Origin of the sequence: Salinicola sp. CPA57 (assembly GCF_003206035.1) — a bacterium.
GTDB lineage: Bacteria > Pseudomonadota > Gammaproteobacteria > Pseudomonadales > Halomonadaceae > Salinicola > Salinicola socius.
On sequence record NZ_PZJR01000009.1, the window covers coordinates 300,299 to 326,563 of the forward strand.

Here is a 26,265-nt window from a genome sequence, read left to right on the forward strand (position 1 = left end):
CGACCAAGCGAGGTAAGGCGGCATGTGCGGTATCGTAGGCCTCATGGCCAATGAAGCGGTCAATCAGTTGATTTACGACGCATTGACGGTTTTGCAGCACCGCGGACAGGATGCCGCCGGCATGATGACCTGGGATGAAGGTCGCTTTCTGCTGCGCAAGAACAACGGACTGGTGCGGGACGTGTTCCACACGCGTCACATGAAGCGGCTCCAGGGCCAGCTCGGTATCGGTCATGTTCGCTATCCGACCGCGGGTACCGCGAGCGAGGCCGAGTCCCAGCCGTTCTACGTCAATTCCCCTTACGGCATCACGCTGGCCCACAACGGTAATTTGACCAACTCCGATCAGCTCAAGCAGGAGCTGTTCTCCTCCGACCTGCGTCACATCAACACCAGCTCCGATTCCGAGGTGCTGCTCAACGTGTTTGCCCATGAACTGGGCAAGCAGGGGGTGACGCTGACGCCGGAGGATATCTTCGATTCGCTGCGTCGCGTTCACCGGCGCTGCAGCGGCGGTTACGCCGCGGTGGCGATCATCAACGGTTTCGGACTGGTGGCGTTTCGTGACCCCCACGGGATTCGTCCGGTGGTCTATGGCACCCGACAGACCGCCGAGGGCCAGGACGTGATGATCGCTTCCGAATCGGTCGCACTCGACGTTGCCGGTTTCGAGCTGGTGCGGGATCTCGCGCCGGGTGAAGCGATCTTCGTCGACATGGACAAGAACATCCATACGCAGATGTGCGTCGACAAGCCGCGCCTGACGCCGTGTATTTTCGAGCATGTCTATCTGGCACGCCCCGATTCGATGCTGGACGGCGCGTATGTCTACGGCACCCGGATGCAGATGGGCCGCAAGCTGGGCGATCGGATCGAGCGCGAATGGCCGGATCACGATATCGACGTGGTGATCCCGATTCCCGATACCTCGCGCACCACGGCGCTGGAGTTGGCCCAGCACATCGGCGTGACCTTCCGCGAAGGCTTCATGAAGAACCGCTATATCGGTCGGACGTTCATCATGCCGGGGCAGACCCAGCGCAAGAAGTCCGTTCGTCAGAAGCTCAACGCCATCGCCAGCGAGTTCGAAGGCAAGAACGTGATGCTGGTGGACGATTCGATCGTGCGCGGAACGACCTGCAAGCAGATCATCCAGATGGCCCGCGACGCCGGCGCCAACAAGGTCTACTTCGCCTCGGCCGCGCCAGCCGTGCGCTTTCCCAACGTCTACGGAATCGACATGCCGGTCGCCACCGAGCTGGTCGCCCATGGCCGCACCGATGCCGAAGTGGGAGAGCTGATTGGCGCCGACCGCCTCATCTACCAGGATCTCGAGGATCTCAAGGCGGCGTGCCGCGAGGTCAATCCGGCGCTCGACGATTTCGACTGTTCGGTATTCGACGGCCACTATGTCACCGGCGATGTCGACGACAACTACCTGGCGGCGCTGGAAGCGGCGCGTAACGATGCCGCCAAGTCCGGGCGCGAGAGCCTCAACGCCGTCGTCGACCTGCACAATGACAGTGAAGACGACTGATCGCCAAGGCGATCGAACCTGAGCCCGGAGACGTACGCCGGGCTCTCACGGGATCTTGTTTTTCAGGAGCTGCTGGATGAGTTTTGACGACGATCTCACGCCGGGGTTGGAAACGCCGGGCTCGGAAACATTAGGCCTGGAGACGCTGGCAATCCGCGCGGGGCATGAGCGTACCCATGAACAGGAGCACGCCGAGCCGATCTTCCCGACCTCCAGCTTCGTTTATGGCAGCGCGGCGGAAGCGGCGCGCAAGTTCAAGGGCGAAGAGCCCGGCAACGTCTATTCCCGCTTCACCAATCCGACGGTGCGCACGTTCGAGCAGCGGCTGGCGGCACTCGAAGGTGGTGAACGCTGTGTCGCCACCAGCTCCGGCATGGCGGCGATTCTGTCCACCGTGCTGGCGCTGCTCAAGGCCGGTGACGAGGTGATCGTCTCGCGGTCGGTGTTCGGCTCGACCATCGCGCTGTTCGACAAGTATCTGGCCAAGTTCGGCGTGGTGCCACGCTATGTCGAGCTCAACGACCTGGCGCAGTGGGAAGCGGCGATCACGCCCAACACCAGGCTGCTGTTTGCCGAGACGCCGTCGAATCCGCTCAACGAGCTGGTCGACGTCGCCGCGCTGGCCGAACTGGCCCACCGGCATGGCGCCTGGCTGGCGATCGACAACTGCTTCCTGACGCCGGCGCTGCAGCGGCCGCTGGATCTGGGCGCGGACCTGGTGATTCACTCCGCCACCAAGTATCTCGACGGGCAGGGGCGGGCGATCGGCGGTGCCGTGGTCGGCCGCAACGAGGAACTGGAGCAGCTCTACGGCGTGGTGCGCACCTGCGGGCCGTGCATGAGTCCGTTCAATGCCTGGATTTTCCTCAAGGGGCTGGAGACACTCAGCCTGCGGATGCACGCGCATAGCCGGAGCGCTCAGGCGATGGCGGAATGGCTCGAGTCCCAACCGGCCATCGAGCGTGTCCACTACAGCGGTCTCGAAAGCCACCCGCAGCATGCGCTGGCCAAACGTCAGCAGCAGGGGTTCGGGGCGGTGATGGGCATCGAGGTGAAGGGCGGTCAGGCCGCAGCTTGGAAGGTCATCGACAATACGCGCGTGATGTCGATCACCGGCAATCTGGGCGACGTCAAGACGACGATCACCCATCCCGGCACCACGACGCATGGTCGTCTCACCGATGAACAGCGCGCTTCCGCCGGCATCCGCGATGGCCTGATTCGTATCGCCGTCGGGCTGGAAACGCTGGACGACCTCAAGGCCGATCTCGAGCGAGGTCTGAGGCTGCTCTAGTCGACCGAGCGGGTTGGCCTGGCTTTTCGCAAGCCTTCGCCGATCTGGAAAAAGCCTGCGCTCGTGGGTTCTGGATTGCAGATGAAGCTCTGGCATCTCCGCCGGAGCTTCGTCGTTTTTGACCGACGGACCCTCGCTGACGGCGCCTATCTATTGGTCATGCTTAGGGCCATACTGATGGTCACGCCAGCTTGGCTGCTTGGGAAATCAGTCGGTGGTCACAGCTGTCCGGCTGGCTAAATTGGCTTCATGTCGATGAGGGAAGTGCCATGAGTAAAGGACAAGACAGCAAGAAGAACGCCAAGAAGAAACCGCTACTAACCGCCAAAGAGAAGAAAGCCGCAAAAGTGTCCAAGAAGTCCACAAGCAGCATTTTTGATAAGTAAGTCCACGACTGCCATCGATGATTCGATGGCTTTGTTTTTTTCGGCGATCAATAGCGTCATCGCTGTCGCGGAAGAGGTCTTCACTACCACCGAAGTCAGCAATACGCCTTGTGCCGTCGATCGCTCGCTGGTGACGGGGGTATCTGTCGGTCTCGCCTGGGGTGCGAGGCACTTGGGCGTGTCTTCGGCCACGGCTTTATTGTTTCCCTCTCGTCACCAATGGTTTCACGGATCGGGTCTGGCTTCCTGCCGGTCACGCCGTATGCTGAGCGTAGATGAAAGGGAGACGTGCCGTGTGGGGTAATACGCGATCGGGTTGGGGTTGGGTCAGCGTCGTCGTTCACTGGTCGAGCGCGCTGGCGATCGTCGGTTTGTTCGCGCTGGGCTGGTGGATGACCGGACTGGGCTACTATGACCATTGGTATCATCTGGCCCCGTGGTGGCATAAGTCGATCGGTATTGCGGTCCTGCTGGTCAGCATCTTCCGGGTAGTGTGGCGGCTGTTGCAGCCGACGCCGGTCGCCCATGGCAAGCCGCTGGAGCAGCGTGCGGCGCATCTGGGTCACGGTCTGATCTATGCACTGATGTTCGTGGTGATGATTTCGGGCTATCTGATTTCCACGGCGGAAGGCGAGGGCATCAGCATGTTCGGCTGGTTCACCGTTCCGGCGCTGGTGTCCGGGTTGCCGGATCAGGCGGTGCTGGCCGGCGACATCCATTGGTATGCGGCGTGGGCGCTGGTCGTCCTTGCCGCGGGTCACGGACTGGCAGCTTTCAAGCATCACTGGGTAGATCGCCAGGATACGCTAACCCGTATGCTCACTCCCCGCGCGGCCAGACGCCGCTGACAGTTTCATTCTCCCGCCCTGGCGAGTGCCTGCCGTCGCCGGGGCTGGACCTTCTGGCTAGAAGACTCAAACCGCTTCAAGGAGCATGACGATGTTGAAAAAGACCGCACTCGCAACGCTGATCGCCGCCGCGTCGGCTCTGCCGCTGGCCCAGGCGCAGGCTGCCGATTACCAGATCGACAGCGAAGGACAGCACGCCTTTATCCAGTTCAAGATCAGCCACCTGGGGTATTCGTACATTCTGGGTAGCTTCAAGCAGTTCCAGGGCGATTTCAGCTACGATCCCGAGTCGCCGGATGACTCCAGCGTCGACGTGACCGTGGACGTGGACAGTCTGGACACGAATCATGCCGAGCGTGACAAGCACATCCAGAGCGGCGATTTCCTGAATGTGAGCGAGTTTCCGCAGGCCACGTTCAAGTCGACGAGTTTCGACGTCGATGACGAAGGCGACGAGGCCGAGATGACCGGCGACCTCACGATTCATGGTGTTACCAAGCCGGTGACGTTCGAGGTCGATCACATCGGCGGTGGCGAAGATCCTTGGGGCGGTTATCGTCAAGGCTTCGAGGCTTCCACCACGCTGGATCTGGCGGACTTCGATATCGACATGAGCGATTTCCCGGAACCGATGCACAGCGTCGAGCTGTATATCGTGCTCGAGGGCGTTCGTCAGTAAGAGGGTTCGCGCTGGAGCCAGCGTTAGCCGCGCTGGTCATGAAAGGTGGCTATGCAAGGCGGTCGCGAAAAGCCGCCTTCAAAATAGGAGATCCCGGCCCTGGTGCCGGGATCTTGCGTTTGCGCCGGTCTGCTTGGTCATGGCTGGCGACTCGACATTCCGGCTCGGAACGGCGCCGGCGGTCAAGCGTTGCCGAGATAGTGCGCCACTTCGCGGCGGTCGCGGCGATGCTTCCAGCGCCGTACCCAACGACCGCGGCACCACAACGAGCCGCGCCATGCGATGTCACGAAGATCGCCCAGATTGAGCGCCTTCCAGCGCTCGAACTGATCGTAGCGCAGGGTCCGCGATTCCCCGCTGAGCGTCTGATCCAATGCTTCCAGCAGCAGGGCGGCTCGCTCGCGGGTCGTCGGCGGGTGAGCAAGATCCGCCAGCAGTCCACGTGCCAGGAACAGTCGCGGATCCTCGCGACTGCGTAAGGCGGGTCCGACGGCGATGCGGCCATTCCCGTCGGTCTCGAGGCCGAACGGCGTCAGTCCCGGCGAGGGCCGTAGATGTTCGGTAACGAGCAGCAGATCGGCGTCGACCCCGCTGCCATCGTCCAGAATCAGCTGGTTGCGATCGTAGCGGGTTGCCGTTGCGACCAGCTCCAGCCGCAACCCTCTACGATGTAGCCGCTGCAATAGCCAGCGATTGGCGCGCTGACAGGCGCCGGGCAGCGGGCGGCGATCATTGCCGACCAGAGTCACCGTCAGCCGGCGGCCATAGCGCTCGCCCAGCGCCAGCAGGTTGGCGGCGAGCTCGACGGCGGTGGGTCCATTGCCGATGACGGCGATACTGGGCAGGTCGCCTGTGGCGCCGGCAAGCTGAGTCTCCAGTCGCTGACGTAGTATCCAGAGATCGTCGGCGGAGGCGGTGAAGACGCCCTTGGCCGTATAGAAGCCGGGGATCGCATGCTCGTCGACCACGGGCGGTAGATCGAGCGACAGCCAGTCGTAGTCGAGTTGCCGGCCGTCCTCGAGGGTGATTCGACGCTGCCGGCGGTCGACCTGCACCACCTCGGCGGCAACATGCTCGCCACCGTGGGCAACGATACGGTCTGCGGGGAGACGGACATCATCGAGCTGCCATTCGCCACCCAGCATGCCGCCGAGCCAGTCGGCGAACGCGAAGTCCTGTCGCGTCACCAGCGTCACCCGGGCGCCTCGCTGCACGAGACGCTCGGCGTGGGCGGCGACGTGAAGATGGGAATCGCCGTTGCCGACGAGTATCAGATGCTGGCCTACGGGCCGGTTGTCAAGGTGGCTCGGCTGGGTATTCGTCATGCCTCGATCCGGGCGGGGAGTCGGACTTCAGTCTAGCATGTGCTGAGAGCGAGGCTCGAAGAGGTCGTTTTTCATCCGTGGTGTCCTGTGCCCGACTTCGAGCCTCGGCTGATCGTTGAACTCAAGGAGAGCGCATTGATGACACGCCATATTCTGCCGCAGCCCGGTCTGGGTACGTACCGCCTCAAGGAGCGGGCGGTGATCGACTCGGTAACGTCGGCCCTCGAACTCGGCTATCGCCATCTCGACAGCGCCCAGATGTACGAGAACGAAGTCGCGGTGGGCAAGGCCATTCGCCACAGCGGTATCGCGCGTGACGAGCTGTTCGTGACCACCAAGATCTGGTGGGACAAGCTCGAACCGAAGCCATTGACCGCCGCCATCGAACAGAGTCTGGAGAACTTCGGACTCGAGCAGCTGGACCTGGTGCTGATTCACTGGCCATCACCCAAGGGCGAGGTACCGATGGCCGACACCATCGCCGCGCTGGATGCCGCACGCGCTCGCGGTCTCACCCGGCATATCGGCGTTTCCAACTTCACCATCGCCCAGATCGACGAGGCCCTCGGCTTGCCGGGCGGCGAGAACATCGTCACCAACCAGATCGAGGTGCACCCGTTCCTCGCCAACCGCAAGCTGGTCGAACACTGTCAGGCCAAGGGGCTCGATGTCACCGCCTACATGCCGCTGGCGGTGGGCAAGGTGATGGATGACCCGGTGCTCAAGCGCATCGCTGACGCCCATGATGCCTCGGCTGCGCAGATCGCACTGGCCTGGATCGCGGCACGCGATATCATCGTGATTCCCTCCTCGACCAAGCCGGCCAACCAGAAATCGAACCTGGAGGCGGTGGACATTCGTCTTGGCGCCGACGAGATCGAGCAGATCGATCGTCTCGATCGTGGTGACCGCCAGGCCAACCCGTCATTCGCTCCCCGATGGGATGAGTAGTGGCTGAATTTTTGTCGTAATCGCGGGTCTCAGGAACGTTACCGTTTCAAGAGGAATAGCGATGCTTACGCGGACGTTGGGAAGACGGATGGCGTCTTGCCTGTGTGTTGGTTTGCTGGCCGGCGGTCTGGCGTTGCCGGTGTGGGCCCAGGATGCGGCGGCGGACCAGGATTCGATGTCGCCGGGGAGTTCGGGGTTGAACGTCAAGCAGGACAGCGACGAGCCTCAGGCGCCTGCCAACGCGTCCCAGGTCGATCATGACTCGATCGAGAAATCCGGCGGCGTGGGGCGTGAGAATGCCGGGTTCACCGACGGCGGCGCACAGACCCCGGTCGATCAGCGGCCCAATGCCTTGAGCTTCGAGCAACTGGATGTGGATGGCGATGGCGTTATCGATCAGGACGAAGCGGTCAGCGCCAAGCAGCGGACGATGTTCGAGCAGCTCAGCACGCCAGGAAGCGAGGGAAAGCCCAGTGGCGTGACACGGGAAAGCTTCGAGCAGGCAATGGGGTCGGACAAGTTGTCGGAGTGAGCCCTGGCGTGTCACTCCGCTGGGCTGGGTGCCCTCACGTGGTCATTCAGCCGGCATTCAGATTGTCGATATAGGATGCTGAATGCGTTTGTCAGCGAGTCGAATCATGAAACTGTTGCTGGTCGAGGATGACGAGCTGCTCGGCGACAGTCTGGCCGAGCGGCTGGACGAAGAGGGCTATCGGGTGGACGTCGCGACGCAGTGCCGTGATGCCGAAGCCTTGATCGCGAGCGAGGACTACGCCGCCATCCTCCTCGATCTCGGACTGCCGGACGGATCGGGTCTGGGCATACTGGAGCGCTGCCGGGATGCGGGAAATCTCGTTCCGGTGCTGGCGCTGACGGCCCGCGACAGTTGGGAGGACAAGGTCAAGGGGCTGCAGGGCGGCGCCGACGACTACGTCACCAAGCCTTTTCACGAGGCGGAGCTGTTGGCCCGCTTGCAAGCCTTGATTCGCCGCTCCCACGGGCAGGTCAAGGCGCTGCTGACACTGGACGACCTGCAACTGGACGAAGCGCTCAAGCGCTGTCGCATCGGCGAGTCGGACTGGCAGACGCTGACGGCTACCGAGTACCGGTTACTGCGTTTCATGATGCACAACCCCGATCGTGTCCACTCCAAGCAACGGCTACTGGACCAGCTCTATACGCTGTCCCAGGACATATCCACACCCAATATGATCGAGGTCTACGTCGCGCGTCTGCGTCAACGCTTCGGGCGCTCTCGCATCGAAACCCGCAGGGGTGAAGGTTACGTGCTCCATGCCGTTCGCCAGTCGTAGCCTGCGGATACGGTTGCTGAGCCGGCTGGCGCTGGTCGCGGTCTTCATCATGGGAGTGACCTGGTTCCTTCATGGCATGTTGCTGACGAACTTGGCCCGAGACTTTCTGGCCGGCCGTCTGCAGCAGGAAGCCGAGTACATCATTTCCCGCCTGGCGCTGGGCGACATGCCGCTGGCACCGGTCGAGCGGGACCTGTGGCCCGACACTTCCGTTTTTCACCATGTCTATCTGGTACGTCGCGGGGGGCAGGTGTTCGTCTCGCCTTCCGAGGGGGTCCGTGAACTGGAGAGCTTCCTGAAGGGGCCGGACCGCCAGGTTCTGGATATCGAGTGGCAGGGGCACCCTCTCCTGGCTTGGCGCGAGCAGGCGGAAATCCGAGACGAAATGGTCACCGTGCTGGTCGGGGAGGACTTCGCTCAGGTCGACCGAGGGCTTGCACGTCTGCATCTTTGGATCGGCGCCACGGCGGCATTGATCTCGCTGCTGTTGCTGCTGTTGAGCTGGGTCGTCGTACAGCGTGCGCTTCGGCCGCTGGCTGGGCTCAAGCGCCAGCTCTGGGCCCTGCGCCGGGGCGAGCGCGATTGCCTCGATGTCTCCACGGTCTCCGAGCTGGAGGATGTCGTCGCCCAGATCAACGAGTTCGTCGATGAGCAGCGCTTTCGTCAGCTACGTTCCCGGCAATCGCTGGCCAACCTGTCGCATGCCATCAAGACGCCGCTGGCCGCCATCATTCAGGCGCTGGGCCAGCGTAAACCACTGACCGACAAGCGTCGCGAGCAGATTCTGCATCGTCTTTACGTCATCGACGAGAAGCTGACCGAAGCGCTGCGGCGCTCGCGTATCGCGGGCCAGGCTACCGGGCAGCGCCGTCTGAGCGAGGATGATGTCGATACGATGCTGGGCATGATGGCAACGCTCTATCCCGACATCGACTATCGCTTCCTGCCGGATCGATTGGCGCTGACCCGACTCCCGCTCGAGCGTCACGATGCGATGGAAGTGCTGGGGATCGTGCTCGACAACGGCGGCAAGTGGGCCGCGCGTTCGGTGACGGTCGACTGTGTCTCGGCCTATCGGCTCGTCGTCGAGGACGATGGACCGGGGGTACCGGAAGGGCAGCGACACCGGCTGGGAGAGCGAGGCTGGCGTCTCGACGAACAGCGCCCCGGGCACGGTCTGGGGCTATCCATCCTGCGTCAACTGGTCGAACGCTATCGCGGTGATGTGCACTTCGGGCAAGCGAGCGGCGGCGGGCTAAGGATCGAGCTGATCCTGCCGTCGGGCGATTCGTGACCGTTTCTCAGCTTGGTGTCAGCTTCGGGGGTTAAGGTCTGCGACTACCGCTGTATGTCGGAGAGCCTGAAATGAATGAATTCTGTCCTCGGCGTCGAACGCTGATACGCGCGCTGGGTGCACTCGGCGTGCTGGGCGGCTGGAATGCCTTGATGCCGCCGGCCGCCTTCGCGGCAGCGGGGAGCCGCTTGGCAACCCCCGGCCACATCGGGCGTCTGCAGAAAGGCCCTCCCCGAGACGTGACCTTCGATGCACACGTGCGTACCGATCGCTTCCATGTCGCCGGTCGTGGCGGCGCGGCGTACAGCGTCAACGACAGCGTGCCGTCGCCGCTCATCGAGTTGTGGGAAGGGCACACCGCGCGTCTGCGCGTTCACAACCACCTGGATGTCCCCACGTCCCTGCACTGGCACGGCCTCCTGCTTCCCTTCACGATGGATGGCGTTCCCGGCGTCTCGTTCCCCGGTGTTTCTCCGGGCGAGACGTTCGAGGCCTATTTTCCGGTGCGCCAGAGCGGCACCTACTGGTATCACAGCCATTCGGGCGTGCAGGAACAGAAAGGCCTGACGGGACCGCTCGTCGTGCATTCCGCCGAACCGGATCCACATCCGGTGGCGTGTGATTTCGTCGTCATGCTCAACGACTGGACCTTCGACGATCCTCATCGGATCATGACCAAGCTCAAGGCACAGAGCGATTACTACAACCTGGACGAGCGGACCGTCGGTGATTTCTTCGAGGAAGTGGAGGCCAACGGCTGGTCAGCGACGCTGCAGGAGCGCCGGATGTGGGGCGACATGCGCATGAGCCCGCGGGATATCGCCGATATCTCCGGGCTCACCTACGACTACCTGCTCAACGGTCACCATTCGGCCACGCCATGGGAAGGGCTCTTCGCGCCGGGGGAGCGGGTTCGGCTGCGGTTCATCAACGCTTCCGCCATGACCTATTTCAACGTCCGGATTCCAGGGTTGGCCATGACAGTGGTGGCCGCCGACGGACAACCGGTCGAGCCGGTCGAGATCGACGAATTCCAGATCGGCGTGGCCGAAACCTTCGACGTGATAGTGGCGCCGGAGGCCCGCCCCTACACGCTGATGTGCGAAAGCATGGATCGAACGGGATTCGCACTCGGCAGCCTGACACCAAGTCTTGGCGAATTCGCGCCGGTGCCGTCGTTGCGCAAGCCGCCTCGTCGAACCATGGCCGACATGAGCATGGGAGCGATGGCCGGTATGGACACGGGTTCCATGGCTCGCATGAGCGGCACCCAGGGTGCGGACATGACGATGGGGGCGAGCGATATGGGCCAAATGCACGATGGTGGCATGGTCGACCACAGGGTGCCTCATGGCGCGTGGGATGCCGGCATCGGCATGAAGGAAGGCGCCATGGACGATGACGCCATGCAAGGAGGCTCCATGGCGACCCCCATGGGACACCAAAGCCACGGCGAGCGGAGCCAGGGGATGATGCACGCGGCCATGCGCGACCGGCTCGACGAGCCCGGCCTAGGTCTCGAGAGTATCGATCACCGTGTACTGCGCTACACACAGCTCAGACGCCCCGTGGCGATCGAGGATCAGCGGTCGCCGACCCGTACCGTGACCTTGCATCTTACCGGCAACATGGAGCGCTACATGTGGTCGTTCGATGGCAAGGCCTACAGCGAATCCGGGCCTATCGACTTCCACTATGGCGAGCGATTGCGGTTGGTGTTGATCAACAACACCATGATGGAGCATCCGATCCACCTGCATGGCATGTTCATGGCACTCGAGAACGGACAAGGTGCACACCTGCCGCTCAAGCACACCATCAGCGTGCGACCGGCGGCGCGGGTATCGCTGCTGGTGACCGCCGACGAGCCGGGACGCTGGGCCTTCCACTGCCACCTGCTTTACCACATGGAGATGGGCATGTTTCGGGTCGTTCGCGTCCTGGACAAGGAGCACGCGCATGAATAACTCTCAATGCGCGCTCCAACCCCTATTGCTGGCCGCCATGATTTTGATGCCCGTCTCGGCGCAGGCGACCCCGCCCGGCAAGGCGTCTCTGGAGTCGGTCGTGCCGGCGGATCCCGACGCGCACAGCGGGGCGCCGGCCAGCTGGGCGCGGCCGGTTGTGGACGATGCCAACTACGCCAACTTCACTCTGGATCGACTGGAGCATCGTGGCTACGACGGTGGCGAAGGCTATCTATGGGAGGCCGAAGGCTGGTACGGCAACGATCGCGACAAGTTCTGGTGGAAGACCGAAGGGGAGGGTGACTGGCGCACCGGGCAGACGGAGAGTGCCGAATTCCAAGGCCTCTACGACCGCATGCTGGACGATTTCTGGGATCTACAGGTGGGCTTGCGGCATGATGCCGACCCCCATCCCTCGCGCACCTACGGGGTTATTGGCCTTCAGGGGCTCGCGCCCTACGGCATCGACACCGAGGCGTCGCTGTTCGTCAGCGAGCGCGGCGATACCAGCGCGCGGCTCGAGTTCGAGCATGAGTGGCTGCTCACGCAGCGGTGGATGCTTTCACCGCGCTTCGAGATCAACGCCTCCGCGGATCGTGTAGCCGATTACGAGCTCGGCAAGGGCATCACCAGCACCGAGGCCGGATTGCGTCTGAGCTATGACGTGACCCGCCAATTCTCGCCCTATGTCGGGATGAGCTGGGAAAACGTCCATGGAGAAACGCGGGATATGCGGACGCGAGAAGAGGCTGACCGGCTCTCTCTGGTGGTCGGCCTGAGCGCTTGGTACTGAGTGCTTAAAGGCGTGGGCTTTCAAGGGCGTGGGCCTTCAGCGCCAGGAGTCGCCGATGGCAAGACACCCAGCCGTGGCTGGGTGTCTCGGGTCCGACCGGAGGACGTTCGGCCGACCTCCACTCGGATTCAGTCGACGACGGCGGCGATCGCCTTGGCCACGTAGGGCAGGTTCTCGCTGGTGAATCCGGCGACGTTGGCGCGGCCGGAACCCACCATATAGATGCTGAACTCGTCCCGCAGCCGCTTCACCTGGGCCGTGGATAGCCCGGTGTAGGAGAACATGCCGCGCTGCTCTGCCACATGGGCAAAACGCTGATCCAGTCCGTAGGGTTTGAGCGAGTCGACCAGGTCACGACGCAGCGTATTGATGCGATCGCACATCTCGGTCAGTTCGCTTTTCCACAGTTGGGTCAGCTCCTCGGATTCGAGAATGTCGACCACGATCGCCGCCCCGTGCGAGGGAGGCGTGGAGTAGTTCTCGCGGGCGACGATCGCCATCTGCGAGCGCACGTTCTCCATCTGCTCCGCGGTCCTGGCAATCACGATCAGGCAGCCGGTCCGCTCGCGGTAGAGACCGAAGTTCTTCGAGCAGGAGCTGGTGATCAGCATCTCGTCGAGGTTCTCGGCCAGCAGGCGGGCACCGAAAGCGTCGACGTCCAGCCCGTCGCCGAAGCCCTGATAGGCGAAGTCGACCAGCGGCAACAGCTCGCGCTCCTGGACCACCGCCAGCACCTGGCGCCACTGGTCCTGATTGAGATCGAAGCCTGACGGGTTGTGGCAGCACGCATGCAGCAGCACCACGTCACCGTGAGGGATCTGCTTGAGCGCGGCCAGCATGCCGTCGAAATCGAGGCGATTGTCGCCATCGACGTACGGATAACGCTGAATCGGAATCTCGGCACCTTCGAAGATACCGATATGATTGGGCCAGGTCGGGTTGGAAAGCCACACGCTCTTGCCCGGCAGCTGGGTGCGGATGAAATCCGCGGCCAGACGCAGCGCACCGGTGCCGCCCGGTGACTGGGTGGCACTGGCGCGATTGGCGGCCAGAACCGGCGAGCCTGCCCCCAGCACCAGCGGCAGGATCGCCTTGCCGTAGCGCGGATCGCCATGAGAGCCGATGTAGCTCTTGGTCTGTTCGCTTTCCAGCAGGCGCGCCTCGGCTTGTTTCACGGCGCGCATGATCGGGGTATGGCCATTCGGATCCCGGTAGACGCCGACGCCAAGGTCGACCTTCTGCGGGTTGGCATCCTGATTGTAAGCTTCGATCAGCCCGAGGATGGCGTCCCCGGGGACACGCTCGATCTTCTCAAACATCGGTCTTCTCCAGCATAGGAGTGCGCTACCTCGTCGGTTCTGGCGGCCATGATGAAATCATTGCGATGCAGGCCCCTGATCTTGTGCGTCCACCAGGTCACTGTGGTCTTGCCCCATTCGGTGGTGAGCGCCGGATGATGGCCTTGCGACTCGGCAAGTTCACCCACCCGGTTGGTAAAGCTCAGAGCCTGCGCAAAATCGCGAAACGTGAAGCTTCGCTGCAACTGCATGATGCCATCGTGCTCCAGGATCTGCCACTGGGGCAGTTCCGGCAGCAACTTATCGATCTCTATCGGTGTCAACGTCGCTGCACCCGCGTCACAGGCGGTGCACGGCTGTTCGGCGAGCGTCGTCATGGTCGAATCTCCCTGCGGGAACGGCAAGCGTCATGCGGCTTCGTCATGGGGAAGCCGCAAGAAATGTCATTCGAACCCGACGACGTCGTGCGGCACGTAGGGCGCTTCCAGTTGTTCGACTTCGTCTGCCGTCAGCGCGATATCCAGCGCACCCAGCGCCTGATCCAGGTGGTGCGATTTGCTGGCGCCGACGATCGGTGCGGTGATGCCGGGTTTCTGCAGCACCCAGGCCAGCGCGATCTGGGCGGGCGAGACCTGGCGGGATTCGGCAACCTGCTGCAGCGCTTCGATGACCGGTGCGTCACGCTCGAGCCCCAGTTTCCAGTTGCGCATCTGCTCGTCGCTCCTGGCGCGAGTCGTGCTGCCTTCGCTGCCCACCGCCTTGCTGCCGGCGAGAATGCCGCGGGCCAACGGGCTCCAGGGAATCACGCCCACGCCCTGATCCAGGCACTGGGGGATCATCTCGCGTTCTTCCTCGCGATAGATCAGGTTGACCATCGGCTGCATGGTCGCGAACTTCGTCCAGCCATTGCGCTCGGCAACGTGCTGCGCCTTGGCGAATTGCCAGGCATGCATGCTGGAAGCGCCGATGTAGCGTGCCTTGCCGGCTTTGACCACTTCGTGGAGCGCTTCCATGGTCTCTTCGATCGGCGTGTCGTAATCCCAGCGGTGGGTCTGGTACAGATCGACGTAATCCATGCCCAGCCGCTCCAGCGACGCGTCGATGGCGTGGTGGATGTGCTTGCGCGACAAGCCGCGCTCGTTGGGAGACTTGTTGCCGGTGGGGTTGTAGACCTTGGTCGCCAGCACCACCTCTTCCCGGCGTGCGAAGTCCTTGAGCGCCTTGCCGACGACACGCTCCGATTCGCCATCGGAATACATGTCGGCGGTGTCGAAAAAGTTGATCCCGGCATCCAGTGCCTGCTGGATGAAAGGGCGGCTCCCGGCATCGTCCAGCACCCAGTCGCGCCACTGTGGCGTGCCGTAGGTCATGGTGCCGAGACAGAGTGGAGAAACCTTGAGGCCGGTACGGCCGAGACGACGATATTCCATGATGTGCTCCCGATGAATTCCGAGTGAAGGGACTTCCACACCATAGCAGGCATCGACGACACCGTGACGTGACGAGATCGTTACGCGGATCGTCATGACCCGACCGGCCATCCTTGGCATAATGCTGCGCTTTCTCTTCGTTGTTCCCCGTCTGGAGTCGACATGACCGCCTGGAACAAGCTGCTGGTCGCGACGTCGCGGCTGCTGGATCTGCATGACAGCGCCCACGAGCCGGGTTCGCCCTTCGTTCAGGTAACGCAGGAGCAGCGCCGCGGCCTGCGTGACGGCTACTGGCTCGATCTGGGCTGCCTGCTGCTCGATTATCTGCTGGAGGTCGATTTCGCCACCAACAGCGCGTTCGTTACCCAGCGTCGCTGTCTTTCGCACCTGCGCGGGGACTATCCCGACCTCCCGGCCGATGATCTGAGCTTCGTCATCAACCTGCTCGCGACACCCAGCGAAATTCACTATCGCGAATGGCGGGCGAGTCCCGGCGACGCGGGGGAACCCGATGGCGACGAAACGTCGCCGGGCGTGCGCAGCGGGCGCAGTACCAAGCGCACGGCGCTGATCGAGAAGCAGGGCCAAACCGGCCAGGTGCGCCTCACCCCGAGCGGTCGCCAGGCGGTGACGCTGGCGAGCCAGGTCGAGGACCTGCTCTATTCCGAATACGATGCGGCCAAGGTCATCGCGGCGCTTTCCCGCGGCGATTACGCCCGCGTGCCGGATATCACCCAGCAGATCCTGATGGCGATCCGCGCGTTGACCCAGGAGCTGCGACGAGTCCGCGAGAACCCGACCCACGAAGGCAAGCTGGCCGCGCTGCTGGATAACGAGCGCCACTACCACAACGCCCTGAGCACCATTCAGGGCACCCTGCTGAGCGCGCGTTCGCAGCTCTCGACACCGGCGCTGATCGCCAACTTCGATAGCTGGGCCGAGCGGCAGGAAGAGGAGTGGGATCTGCGCATGCTCTCCGCCACCATCGGGCGCGTGTTGAACGCCATCGAGAACCTGTCGCGGCGACTCTCCGAGCTGCTGTCGGACATCGCCGAAGGCCGAATCCAGTCGATGGGGGTGATCGACTTCGCCGGGCTGGCGCATCGGTTGCTCATCACCCCGCCGCCCGGACGTCTGCAGGACGCGGTGGTCGCGCGGATGATGCCGCTGGGCACTCGCGTGGCGATGCCGCGCGTCGAGACGCTGCTGCCGCTGGTGGAGACCCGGCGTGCCGAGCGCAGCGGTGCGGCTCTGGTGTTCGACGAGGCCAGCGACAGGCCCAACGCCGATCCGTTGCTGGCGCGCTATCTCAAGGCGCGCGGCCCGGCCCTTCGCCAGCGACTGCGCCAGGCGCCGCTGTCGTTGCCCGATGCGCTCAGCGAAGGCTGGCACCACTTCGAGGCGGGTTCGGACGGGGAGAGCGCCGAGACCCTGGACTGCCTGCCCCAGCTTCTCAACACCTTCGTCGATACCCAACTGCTCGACGACCACCTGAGCGTCGGCATCGACGACACCCCATTCGTGATCGAGTTGCCCGATGGACGTTGCATCGAGGGCGCCGTCACGCCGTCGCTGCGCCTGCGTGAGACGGCAACAGAAGAACAGGAAGTCTGATTTATGAACATGATGGAAATGGGCGAAGTCGTCGCCTACCTGCTGCGCTACCGCACCGCCGAACGTGTCCCCAGTGGCGGTCGCAAACGCCGCTCGGCGAGAGAAGGACAGCTCTCCGAGCGTGACGTCTGCGCACTGATCGACGACGCCCAGGAGAGCGAGCGCGAGGCGCTGCGAGACTTCCTCGCCGGGCAAGGGCTGCGCCTCAAGGCCTTCGAGTCCGGCGACTATCCCGGCATCGCGCCGGGATCTCGCTTCTTCGCGCTACTGCCGGATCCTGAGCTCGAACAGCCGCCGCTCTACACCCGCGAGCCGGTGTTCGAGGCGCTCAAGCTGCGCCAGGAGAGTCGGGCCGAACTGGCGCTGTGGTATCTGCAACTGTGGCTGTTGCTGCACACGCTGATCTACACCCGGCTGAACCGGGCGCTGTCCGATGTCAGTCGCTACCAGGAGGCCACGTTCGCCACCCGCGAACTGGTCGAGCTGGTGCGGGAACAGCTGGAAACGCTGCGTGGCCTGGGCGACCGCGCGCCTCAGAATAGCCGCGTGCTGCTCGATGAGCGGGGCGAGGACATTCCCCGCCGAGTCAAGGCGTTCATCGATCTACTGATGCGTGCCGGCCATCTCGAGGCCGTCCGCGAGGCCGCCGACGAGGATGTCTGGCAGCAGACCCTGCTGGGGGCGCTGGAAGCCGAGCAGATCGGGGTCAACCATCTGACGCATCTGATCGAACTGACCTCCGGCGAATCCGAAACTAGCCTGGACGAGGCGGGCGAGATTGCCTTGGCGGCGGACGATGTCGCGGAAGGCAGCGATGCTGCCCGCGAGGACGATCCGGACGTCGCCGACATGTTCGACACCTCGACGGACGAGAACACCGACCGACCGACGACCGAGAATGCCGAGGGGGATCGCCGGTGAGCGTCATCAACCGTATCGAAATCGCCAATCTGCTCAACAAGCACGGTGATATCGCCTCGCCCTGGGAAGCCAAGATGCGCCATCTGCTGCTCGATCTGCGCGGGCAGTCGAGCGCGATCAGCATGGAGAACGGCTTCGGCAAGACCACCATGGCCGAAGCCCTGATCGGCATGCTCTCGCGAGATCGCCAACTGCTGACCCGGACCCGGCGCAAGTGTTCGCCGTCCAAGGTCAACGGCGAAGGCCGCAGCTGGACGCATCTGAGGGTGGAATTCCGTGCCCAGGACAGCGCCAGCCAGCAGGACGACATGCTGGCGGTCGCTGGCGAAGAGGTCGCCGGCGAGACCTTCGTGTTCGGCATGTACGGCTACAGCGACGGCAGCGGTCTGGTGTTCTATCACTACCCGGGCAAGCTCGCCGACGTGCCGGTGCACCACATCACTCGCGACGGCAAGCTGGCGCTTTACGCCAATGCCGATTTCCAGAGCACGATGCGGGCCCAGGGCGTGACGCGTGCCCACAACCGCGAGGAGTGGCTGGAAGCGGTCGGCGTGCATATCTCTCGCCGCGAACTGGCGCAGATGGCGGCATTCCAGAAAGAGGGCGGCGCCGACAAGAGCCAGATCTTCAACGCCATCAAGCCGCGGGCCGGCGAGAAGGCCGATCAGGCGTTTTTCTACGAAGTGCTGGCCCCGCAGATACTCTCCGGAGCGACGCGCGGCGAGACCGACGAGGAAGAAGAGCTGATCGAGGACGTGATCCTCAACTCCGGCACGCGTATTACCGAACTGCGACACCGGCTGGCGGAAGCCGCCAGCGATCAACAGCGCGCCGACGAGAAAGTCGAACGGCTGGCCACGCTGAACGAGGAGGGAGAAGGGCTGCTCGAGGCGCGCCGCCAACTGACCGCGCTCGACGCGTCGCTGCTCGAGGCCGAACGTCTGCTGGGCGGGCAGGCGCTGGCGCCACTGCCCGGTTTGCCCGGCGCCGATGGTGACGAGAAGGGTCGCGGGCTTGCCAAGGAGGTTGCCGACAGCGTGATCGGCTTCGCCTGGGTCACCGGCGATACCGAACGCCCACGGGTCTCGACCTGGCTGTTGGCGAAACTCTCGCGCCAGTCCGAACGCAATGTGCGTCTTGCGCTGTCCGAGCGCGGCGCGCGGGTCGACACGCATCGGCGCCTGATTCATCTACCGGCGGCGGCCTGGGTCAGCGCCCGGGATATCGGTCATGTGTCGTTCGATCAGGCCCGCGCCTGGCTGGCGGATAGTCACGCGTTCAATGACGATGCCGCGCGCTACCGGGCGCTCGGTGTGCTCGATGATGGTGCCGAGGCCTTCGAGGCGCTGGATGGCAACCGATTCCGCGAAGAGGTGATCGCCGATCGCGAGTATCGACGCTCGCTGCGCCTCGATGCCGAGCAGCTGGACGAGGAAGCCGAGCGTCTCGAGCAGGAGCGCGAACAGCTCGAATCACGCCAGCGCGACTTCATCGACAACCAGAGCGTCTACACCCAGGCGCTGGCGGAGGGGCTATTCACCGAAGCCGAGCTCGAAGCACCGGAAGCGACCCGAGAGGCGGCTCAGAGTCGGCTCGGTGAAGCACGCAAGGCGCATGCCGATCATCTCGGCCGGATGGGCGAGCTCAAGCAGCCCGCGCAGTGGTATGACGAATTTCTCCTCGAACATCCCGATGCCTCGCCCGAGGAGCTGTTGGCGACCAAGGGCGAGCAGCAGGAGATGCTGGAGGCCCAGCTCGGCGACTGGGATGCCCAGGCCAGCACGCTGGAGCGTCAACGCGAAACGACCAGAGAAGCGCTGCAGGCACGCCGCGAGCAGCGTCAGCGCCTGGAGGGCGAGCTGGCACCCTTGGCCGCGGGACGCGAAGCGTGGCAAGCGTTTGCCGCACAGTGGCCCGAACATGCCGCGGTGGGCTTCTGGAGCGAGCGCAAGAGCGCGCTGGCCGAGCTGGAACAGGCGCTGGCCGAGGTCCGGCGGGCGCAGAATGATGCCAAGGCGCGCCTGGACCGACTGTCGCCGCTCAGGGATGCGGCCGAACGTTATCGTCACTGGCACGGCGAGGCGTCGCCGGTGCATCTGCGCGAAACGCTCTACCGCCAGTCCCGGGAAGCACAGGACCGTCTTCATCAGCTCACACAGCAGGGCCAGCAGCTCGAGGTGCTCGAGCAGGCATTGAGCGCATTTCGCGAGACCAGCGAGCAGCCGCCCTCGGCCTGGCTCAAGGACGCCAAACTGCGCTACCCGCGGCTGCTGCGGGAGCGCGAAACCCTGGCCGGGTCCATCGAGGCGCGAGAAGGCTATCTCGACAGCTTGAGTGGCGACCCGCTGGCCCGCCTGGCCTCCGAGGCCGAAGCCCAGCATTGGCTGGAGGCGCGCGAGATCGCCTTCCGGCCGTTGCATGAGGTGCTCGCCGCGCTCGAAGCCGACGATGAACAGCGTCGAGGCTGGCTGGCGCAGTCCGCCGGCCAGCTGTTTGCCCCCGTGGTCGAGGGCGAAGACGACGCCCGGGAGGCCTCGCAGTGCCTGGTCGATGCCGGCTGTGGCGTTCCGGTGCTAGAGGCCAACCGACTGCGGGCGACACTGGCGCGGGGCGAGCTGCCGCTGGGGGCAGTGCAGGGCGTCGAGACGCTGGCGGTCAAGGCCGCGCTGGATCCCGCTTACCTCACGGCCCTTCGCGAAGAGACCCAGCAGCGTCTTGCGGTGGACCGCGAGCGCCAGCAGGCACTCCAGGAAGAGATCGAGCGTCTCGATCCTCACGGTGAGCGCTTCCGCCAAGCGCTGCAGGCGGACGAGGCGCTGACGCAGGAGGTCGAACTGCAGCTGGCGACGCTGGCGGAACAGCGCGAGAGCGCCGAAGCCGAGCGGGATGCGCTCGAGCCGCGCCTGGGCGAAGCCGCGATGAAGTCGATCGACGATTTTCAGCGCTTTCTCGAGGAGGGCGGCGAGCCGGCACTGCAGTCCGCTGCCGAGGCGGCACAGAGCGCCGCCGAGCGCGTCGAGTCGCTGAGTCCGCAGCGCGAGCAGGCCGCGCGTGAGCTGGAAACCCATGGCGAGCTCTGGCTGAGCGCCGAGCGATTTGCCACGGCTGGCGGTGTCGAACGGCTCGGGGAGATCGATGCCAGTCTCTCCGCGCTGGCGGAGGAGCTGGCCGAACATGACGAGCGCTTCGCCGAGATCCTGCTTCAAATCGAGGAATTGAACGCGCGTCGCGAGACGTGTCGCGATCAATTGCGTCATCTATTCGCCGACGGCGAGCGTGAACGACTGCGGCGGCTGGCGGCTTTCGTTGCCGAAGGTGGACCGCACTTCATGCGCGATGCCGACGCTCGCGAGGCCGCACTGGCGGAGGCGCTGGCGCACGCCAGCCGGCGTGCCGATTTCGATTTCGACCGGATTCGGGCGTTTCTGCAGGTGCGAGACGATCAGGGCGGCAACCGTACGCTGGAGCGGGACATCGGTCGCCTGAAACAGTCGCTCAAGGAGATGCGTGAACGGCGCAAGGCCAGCGCTCGCGAGCAGAGCGAGCTCGAGAGCCGGCTGGCGCGCCATCAGCAGGCGTTGACGGTGGTCGACCAGCTGGCAGTGGCGTGGCTGGAGGTGCTGCGTCAATTGCCGGAGGGCTGGTTCGAGCGGGCCACGGCGGATGCGAAGGCTCGCTGGCCGGCGAGCGGCGAAGAAACCGCGCACCTCGATGCCGCGATGGACGAGTGGCGGCGCTGGGCGCTGGCCTCGCTCGATGGCGCCGGCGATACGCCAGGCAAGAACAGGGACGCCGATGTCTTCGACCTGGAAGCTTTCGAGACCTGCCAGCAGACACTGCTCGATGGGCTTGGCAGTCTCAATCTGGGCGAGCGCGCGCGCAATCGCGAGCGCCAGGCACGGGACGTGACGTCACGGGAAAAGGCGCTGGCGGATTCGCTGGAATCGGCCAGCGCCAGCCGGCTGTTCAACGAGACTGAACGGGCTCGGCTCGGTACGCTGGAAGGCGTCAGTCATGCCGCCCTGGAATCGCTTCGCGGCCTACACCGCCAACTGGGCGGCCAGCTCGACGAGCACCGTCAGCGCGTGGCGCGACTGCATGCCTCGCGGGAGCAGATCGAAGACACGCTGGTCGAGCGTCTCAGCTCGATCATCATCGATGCGGCCGGCAATCTGGAGATCCTCAAGCGGGTGGCAAAACGCACCAGCGACGGGGGGGCATACTTCGAGGTCAAGGCCGACCTGATCGCCGACGAGTCGGTGCGAGAGCTGATCCAGCAGCTGCTGGCGGATATCGATGCGCATCTCGCGGTGCAGCGACGCCGGCTCGAGCAGGCCAGCGACGGCAGTCAGCCCAAGGGAGGTCACGACGATGAGTTGACCCGCCAGATCCGTCGACGCATCTACCGTGGCCTGTTCTGCGACGTCACCATCCGGCTCAAGCACGACGCGATTCGCCCGCACGGCCGACTGTTCTCGCTCAACGAGGACATGTCGGAAGGCCAGCGCGAAGCCGTCTCGCTGATGTGGCTGGTGAAACTGTCCGAGTTCGCCATCGAGCGCGAGTTGCGGGAACTGCCCGGCAGCCACAAGCGCCGGGCGCGCGCCAGCCGCGAGAGCGTCATCCTGCTCGACGGCCTGTTCTCGAAGCTATCGCACCGGCGGTTGATCCAGGACTCGCTGGAATCGCTGCGCAACACGCGCGGGCGTTTCCAGATGATCGGCCTGATCCACAACCCCAACTACGAGAACGATCCGAGCATATTCCCGACCTATCTGGTCGGCAGCGTGATCGGTGGCCAGCAGGGCCAAGGGGGGCATGTCATCGTACGCGAAGGGCAGGCCGTCGCGCCGGAAGAGACCGGCCGCGGTAGCGGGGAGGCGAGCCTGTTCGGCATTCACGTGACGCCCGCGCCGGTGGCGTGAGTCGGTGAAGGCGTGAGGCAACGAAGAAGGGGCCTGCCATGATGGCAGGCCCCTTTCTTTTCCACTCGAGTGGCCCTCTGCGACACTGGTTTCGGCTCGTGGCTCGGGCTAGCGCGGCGAATCGTAACGGCCACCCCGGCCGTTGGAATAGACCACCTGCCACAGCTGGAGATCTCTTGCCCGGAAGGCCCCCGCGCAAGAGCCGAGATAGTAGAGGAACATCCGCTTGATGCGTTTATCGTAGCGGTCGGCGATTTCGTGCCAACGGGCGAGCAGATTGTCCTGCCACGCCATCAGCGTGGTGTCGTAGTCGGCACCGAAGTTCTGCCAGTCTTCCATCACCAGCTTGCCCTCGCTGGCATCGCCGATCTGCTGGATCGACGGCAGAATGCCGTTGGGGAAGATGTACTTGTTGATCCAGGGGTCGATGCTGACTTCGTTGGTATTGGAACCGATGGTGTGCAGCACGAACAGGCCGCCGGGTTTCAACAGGCGCTTGATGGTATCGAAGTAGGTGGCGTAGTTGCGCTGGCCGACGTGCTCGAACATGCCGATCGAGACGATACGGTCGAACTCGCCGGTGAGCTCGCGATAGTCCTCGAGCAGGATCTCGACCGGCAGGCCGGCGCAGCGCTCGCGGCCCAGTTTCGCCTGCTCTTCGGAGATGGTGATGCCGGTCACTTCGACGCCGTACTGGCGAGCCGCATGTTCGGCAAAACTGGCCCAGCCACAGCCGATATCCAGCACCTTCATGCCTGGCTCGAGATCGAGCTTGCGGCAGGCCAGATCGAGCTTGGCGATCTGCGCTTCATGGAGCGTCTGCGCCTCCTTCCAGTAGCCGCAGGAGTAGCACAGCGTCTCGTCGAGCATCCGGGTGAAAAGGTCGTTGCCGAAATCGTAGTGCTCTTTGCCGACGATGTAGGCTCGCGCCTTGCTCTGCAGGTTGACGAAGCTCGACTGCAGTTTGTAGACCACGCGTTCGGTGGTGGTGTGTGCCACGCCGCCGAGGCCGTGACGCAACAGGCGATGGATCATCTCGTCGATGCGATCGCACTCCCACCATCCGTCCATATAGGCTTCGCCAAAACCGATGGAGCCTTGGCGGATGACTCGCGAGAACAGATCGGGATGATGAACGCGAATATCCCACGGCTGGTTACCATTGAGGGTAACGCCGGAGCCTTGCAGCAGTTTTTCCAGGGTTTGACGAGCTCGGGTGTCGGGCAGCGCGACGGGAGCGATAGGCGTATTACTGGTCATGGTTTTTCCTGGCGAAGGGCGCAGCCCGTTCCCCGGCCGCCCGATCGCATCGCTCCGCTCGAGCGGCAGAAAATAACCTGTTGACTTGCGGGTTTGACCGCGATGACGCGTTGGTTCGGTCATTTTCCACTCGCTTGGATCGGTACGGAGGATCAAGCTATGGCGGCGGTGACGTGGTGCGCCACGGTCCCTGTTTCCTACTGGTTAGCCTTGTGGAGATGCTAGCCGCAAATGCCATGTTGGCTTTATTTACATTGCGTGCTAACGGCTTTCCCGTCAATAATCCTAGCGCTATTCTCTCAATAGTCCAGCCATGCACGGCTTTTTACGCCGGGAAATCGACAAGCCTGATTCGAATGAGGCTGAATGAGGGCCGATCTCAGCAATCCAGCAGCCATTCAAGGAGGCAGACCATGCACGTGATCATCGATCTCTGTGTCGTGCCGTTGGGGGTAGGCGTTTCCGTGTCATCGCACGTGGCGGAGTGCCAGCGCGTGATCGAGGCCTCCGGCCTGCATCATCGAATGCATGCCTACGGCACCAATATCGAAGGTCCCTGGGATGAGGTGATGGCGGTGGTCAAGGCTTGCCATGAAGCGGTGCACGCGATGGGAGCGCCAAGGATCACCACGACACTGAAGATGGGGACCCGTACGGATCGGGAGCAGCGCATGAATGACAAGGTCGAGAGCGTGGAGAGCCTTCGGCGGGATTGAAAGCGCCTTCGGCGGGTCTGAGAGAGCCTTCGGCGGAATTGAAAGAGCCCTCGGCGGGTCTGAGAGAGCCCTCCGCGGGATTGAAAGAGCCCTCGGCGGGTTTCGAAAGAGCCCCCGGCGGGCCTGAATCGCCGATAAATCGGGACAATCAGCCCCGCCGGCAATGCGGTCGACGGGGCTGATGGGGTGGTTTCGATAACGGTCCGTCGGTTCAGCGACAGCGGATCGTCCAGGTCGCCTTGTAGCCATCTCCTTCCTGAGTGGCAGCCTGTAGCTCGGTGTCCTCGTCGACGGTCGCGCCTTCGAGCTGATCGTTGGCGCTTGCCGCTTTGTTGGCGCTGTCGTTCGGTCCCATCATCTGTTGCTCGACGATGACGAAGGCATCGCGATCCTGGCTCTCGCACTGCTCGAGAGAACGTTCCTTGGCGTTGCTCATCGCTTCATCCTGGTCGTCACCCAATCCGGTCACGACGTAATCGGAGGAATCTTTCTCGATCGAGCTGCTGTCGCTGGCGCAGCCGGAAAGGACGCCCAGTGTCAGCACGCCAGCCAGGGCCATCCATGCCGGGGTTCTGGTTGTCGTCTGCATCATGTCACTCACTCCTTGTGTCACGGTTCTTGAACCAGCGTCGGCAAGATCCTTTGACGACGCTGTGGCTATCAGGCTTCAGTCTAGACCGTACGTTTCGATCTTCAAGTCACCAGTTATCGTAAGTCATTCTAACGTAGGGAAAAATGTCGCTCCATCGCGACAACGGCGTTGTCAGATGATCGCAGTCGATGGCGTTTTCGGTGGGATCAGCCAATGGTCGCCGGCGGAAAGCAGGTGGGCGGTAAGCGCATCGAGCAGTTCACCGCCATGGCGCCAGAAGTGCCAATACAGTGGTACGTCCAGCGGCTGCTGCGGATCGAGATCGACGAGATCGCCGGCGGCTAGCCCGGCCGCCGCCTGCGTCTCGGGGATCATGGCGTAGCCGATACCGGCAAGGGTCATGTGCAGTACCCCTTCTGACGAGGGGCACAGGTGATAGGGGAATGGCGTCCTGATGCCATGGACATCGAGATAGCGTTGATGCAGGCGGTCATCCGGTCCATAGAGAATCGCCGGCGCTTGCTCCAGCGTTCGATGGGTCACGCCCTCCGCGAAATGACGTTCGGCAAAGGTGGGGCTGGCCATGACGCGATAACGCATGGTGCCGAGCGCGCGGGCGCGGGCGCCTTGGACCGGGCGAGCGGTGGCGCAGATGCAACCGGCCACCTCACCGTCGCGCATGCGCCGCAGCGCCACCTCCTGATCGTCCACCACCAGGTCCAGCAGGACGCCTCTGCGATGACAGAAATCACCGAGGGTCGGTGCCCACCAGGTCGCCAGGCTATCGGCGTTGATCGCCAGTCGCAGGCGTTGCGTTCTCTCGCCGAGCGCCGGAATCCTGTCCAGCAGGTCGTGTTCCAGCAGACGCACCTGCTGGGCATGATTCAACAGCCGTTGCCCCAAGGGTGTCGGCACCAGCCGAGGGGTGCGAACGACTACGGGCTGGCCGAGTCTCGCTTCCAGTAGCTTGATGCGTTGCGAGACGGCCGACTGGGTCAGGTTGAGTTGCTGCGCACCGCGATCGAATCCGCCTTGATCGACAATGGCGGAAAGCGCCTCCAGAAGTTTGTAATCCAGCATCAAATTCGCTAATGCCTCATTCAGCTTGTTCATTTTTATTAA

General features: G+C 63.6%; 22 protein-coding genes. 14 read left to right on the forward strand and 8 right to left on the reverse strand.

Annotated features, from left to right (window positions below):
• Positions 1 to 22 precede the first annotated feature (22 nt).
• Both purF and DOM36_RS11280 read left to right on the forward strand, forming a co-directional pair.
• Entirely contained in the window at positions 23 to 1,537 is a 1,515-nt protein-coding gene (gene purF / locus DOM36_RS11275) for an amidophosphoribosyltransferase (RefSeq protein WP_075569075.1), read from the forward strand.
• A 76-nt stretch (positions 1,538 to 1,613) separates the two neighbouring features.
• A complete protein-coding gene (locus DOM36_RS11280; protein WP_110643131.1) occupies positions 1,614 to 2,831 on the forward strand; it encodes an O-succinylhomoserine sulfhydrylase in 1,218 nt (405 codons plus the stop codon).
• 317 nt (positions 2,832 to 3,148) lie between these two features.
• Here DOM36_RS11280 and DOM36_RS20315 read toward each other — a convergent pair whose 3' ends face one another.
• Positions 3,149 to 3,409, reverse strand: a complete 261-nt coding sequence (locus DOM36_RS20315; protein ID WP_162618358.1) for a hypothetical protein — start codon at positions 3,407 to 3,409, stop codon at positions 3,149 to 3,151.
• Positions 3,410 to 3,510: 101 nt separating this feature from the next.
• Here DOM36_RS20315 and DOM36_RS11285 point away from each other — a divergent pair, with 101 nt between their 5' ends.
• Both DOM36_RS11285 and DOM36_RS11290 read left to right on the forward strand, forming a co-directional pair.
• Entirely contained in the window at positions 3,511 to 4,065 is a 555-nt protein-coding gene (locus DOM36_RS11285; RefSeq protein ID WP_110643132.1) for a cytochrome b, read from the forward strand.
• A 91-nt stretch (positions 4,066 to 4,156) separates the two neighbouring features.
• Positions 4,157 to 4,744 carry a YceI family protein gene (locus DOM36_RS11290; RefSeq protein ID WP_075569078.1) on the forward strand — a complete coding sequence of 196 codons (588 nt, stop codon included), beginning with the start codon at positions 4,157 to 4,159 and terminating at the stop codon, positions 4,742 to 4,744.
• Positions 4,745 to 4,926: 182 nt separating this feature from the next.
• Here the strand turns inward: DOM36_RS11290 and DOM36_RS11295 are convergent, their stop codons facing one another.
• Positions 4,927 to 6,069, reverse strand: coding sequence for an FAD-dependent oxidoreductase (locus DOM36_RS11295; protein WP_110643133.1), 1,143 nt, complete (start codon positions 6,067 to 6,069; stop codon positions 4,927 to 4,929).
• Positions 6,070 to 6,207: 138 nt separating this feature from the next.
• Here DOM36_RS11295 and dkgB point away from each other — a divergent pair, with 138 nt between their 5' ends.
• The 6 genes from dkgB to DOM36_RS11325 all read left to right on the forward strand — a co-directional run bounded on the left by dkgB (position 6,208) and on the right by DOM36_RS11325 (position 12,387).
• On the forward strand, positions 6,208 to 7,020 hold the full coding sequence (gene dkgB, locus DOM36_RS11300; RefSeq protein ID WP_110643134.1) for a 2,5-didehydrogluconate reductase DkgB: 813 nt from the start codon (positions 6,208 to 6,210) through the stop codon (positions 7,018 to 7,020).
• An 88-nt stretch (positions 7,021 to 7,108) separates the two neighbouring features.
• On the forward strand, positions 7,109 to 7,552 hold the full coding sequence (locus DOM36_RS11305) for a hypothetical protein (protein WP_157958629.1): 444 nt from the start codon (positions 7,109 to 7,111) through the stop codon (positions 7,550 to 7,552).
• Positions 7,553 to 7,658: 106 nt separating this feature from the next.
• Positions 7,659 to 8,333 carry a response regulator transcription factor gene (locus tag DOM36_RS11310; RefSeq protein ID WP_110643136.1) on the forward strand — a complete coding sequence of 225 codons (675 nt, stop codon included), beginning with the start codon at positions 7,659 to 7,661 and terminating at the stop codon, positions 8,331 to 8,333.
• Complete coding sequence (locus DOM36_RS11315; RefSeq protein WP_110643137.1) at positions 8,314 to 9,627, forward strand: sensor histidine kinase; 1,314 nt, start codon at positions 8,314 to 8,316, stop codon at positions 9,625 to 9,627. The genes DOM36_RS11310 and DOM36_RS11315 overlap by 20 nt, the downstream gene beginning before the upstream one ends.
• A gap of 71 nt (positions 9,628 to 9,698) precedes the next feature.
• Complete coding sequence (locus DOM36_RS11320) at positions 9,699 to 11,594, forward strand: copper resistance system multicopper oxidase (protein WP_110643138.1); 1,896 nt, start codon at positions 9,699 to 9,701, stop codon at positions 11,592 to 11,594.
• A complete protein-coding gene (locus tag DOM36_RS11325) occupies positions 11,587 to 12,387 on the forward strand; it encodes a copper resistance protein B (protein ID WP_110643139.1) in 801 nt (266 codons plus the stop codon). The genes DOM36_RS11320 and DOM36_RS11325 overlap by 8 nt, the downstream gene beginning before the upstream one ends.
• Positions 12,388 to 12,515: 128 nt before the next feature.
• On the opposite strand, the gene DOM36_RS11330 is transcribed toward DOM36_RS11325, so the two are convergent.
• The 3 genes from DOM36_RS11330 to DOM36_RS11340 form a co-directional block, all read right to left on the reverse strand.
• A complete protein-coding gene (locus DOM36_RS11330; RefSeq protein ID WP_075569086.1) occupies positions 12,516 to 13,706 on the reverse strand; it encodes an amino acid aminotransferase in 1,191 nt (396 codons plus the stop codon).
• Positions 13,658 to 14,062 carry a 4a-hydroxytetrahydrobiopterin dehydratase gene (locus DOM36_RS11335; RefSeq protein ID WP_075569087.1) on the reverse strand — a complete coding sequence of 135 codons (405 nt, stop codon included), beginning with the start codon at positions 14,060 to 14,062 and terminating at the stop codon, positions 13,658 to 13,660. The genes DOM36_RS11330 and DOM36_RS11335 overlap by 49 nt, the downstream gene beginning before the upstream one ends.
• Positions 14,063 to 14,128: 66 nt before the next feature.
• Positions 14,129 to 15,211 (reverse strand): aldo/keto reductase, encoded by a 1,083-nt coding sequence (locus DOM36_RS11340; RefSeq protein ID WP_280952801.1) that lies wholly within the window; start codon positions 15,209 to 15,211, stop codon positions 14,129 to 14,131.
• A 66-nt stretch (positions 15,212 to 15,277) separates the two neighbouring features.
• On the opposite strand from DOM36_RS11340, the gene DOM36_RS11345 reads away from it, so the two are divergent.
• Genes DOM36_RS11345 through DOM36_RS11355 form a run of 3 tightly spaced genes read left to right on the forward strand, consistent with a single transcriptional unit; the run spans position 15,278 to position 22,575 of the window.
• Positions 15,278 to 16,729 (forward strand): hypothetical protein, encoded by a 1,452-nt coding sequence (locus DOM36_RS11345; RefSeq protein ID WP_110643140.1) that lies wholly within the window; start codon positions 15,278 to 15,280, stop codon positions 16,727 to 16,729.
• A 3-nt stretch (positions 16,730 to 16,732) separates the two neighbouring features.
• Positions 16,733 to 17,650 (forward strand): hypothetical protein, encoded by a 918-nt coding sequence (locus tag DOM36_RS11350; RefSeq protein WP_232823801.1) that lies wholly within the window; start codon positions 16,733 to 16,735, stop codon positions 17,648 to 17,650.
• On the forward strand, positions 17,647 to 22,575 hold the full coding sequence (locus tag DOM36_RS11355; RefSeq protein ID WP_110643141.1) for a hypothetical protein: 4,929 nt from the start codon (positions 17,647 to 17,649) through the stop codon (positions 22,573 to 22,575). The genes DOM36_RS11350 and DOM36_RS11355 overlap by 4 nt, the downstream gene beginning before the upstream one ends.
• A 108-nt stretch (positions 22,576 to 22,683) precedes the next feature.
• Here DOM36_RS11355 and cfa read toward each other — a convergent pair whose 3' ends face one another.
• Positions 22,684 to 23,835 carry a cyclopropane fatty acyl phospholipid synthase gene (gene cfa, locus DOM36_RS11360; RefSeq protein ID WP_110643142.1) on the reverse strand — a complete coding sequence of 384 codons (1,152 nt, stop codon included), beginning with the start codon at positions 23,833 to 23,835 and terminating at the stop codon, positions 22,684 to 22,686.
• Positions 23,836 to 24,248: 413 nt separating this feature from the next.
• Here cfa and DOM36_RS11365 point away from each other — a divergent pair, with 413 nt between their 5' ends.
• Positions 24,249 to 24,551: an MTH1187 family thiamine-binding protein gene (locus tag DOM36_RS11365; RefSeq protein ID WP_110643143.1), complete on the forward strand. Its 303-nt coding sequence runs from the start codon at positions 24,249 to 24,251 to the stop codon at positions 24,549 to 24,551.
• A gap of 211 nt (positions 24,552 to 24,762) precedes the next feature.
• Here DOM36_RS11365 and DOM36_RS11370 read toward each other — a convergent pair whose 3' ends face one another.
• The gene (locus DOM36_RS11370; protein ID WP_075569092.1) at positions 24,763 to 25,143 is read right to left on the reverse strand and encodes a hypothetical protein; all 381 of its coding nucleotides are present in this window, start codon (positions 25,141 to 25,143) and stop codon (positions 24,763 to 24,765) included.
• A 171-nt stretch (positions 25,144 to 25,314) separates the two neighbouring features.
• Positions 25,315 to 26,223 carry a LysR family transcriptional regulator ArgP gene (locus tag DOM36_RS11375; protein ID WP_110643173.1) on the reverse strand — a complete coding sequence of 303 codons (909 nt, stop codon included), beginning with the start codon at positions 26,221 to 26,223 and terminating at the stop codon, positions 25,315 to 25,317.
• Positions 26,224 to 26,265: the final 42 nt, after the last annotated feature.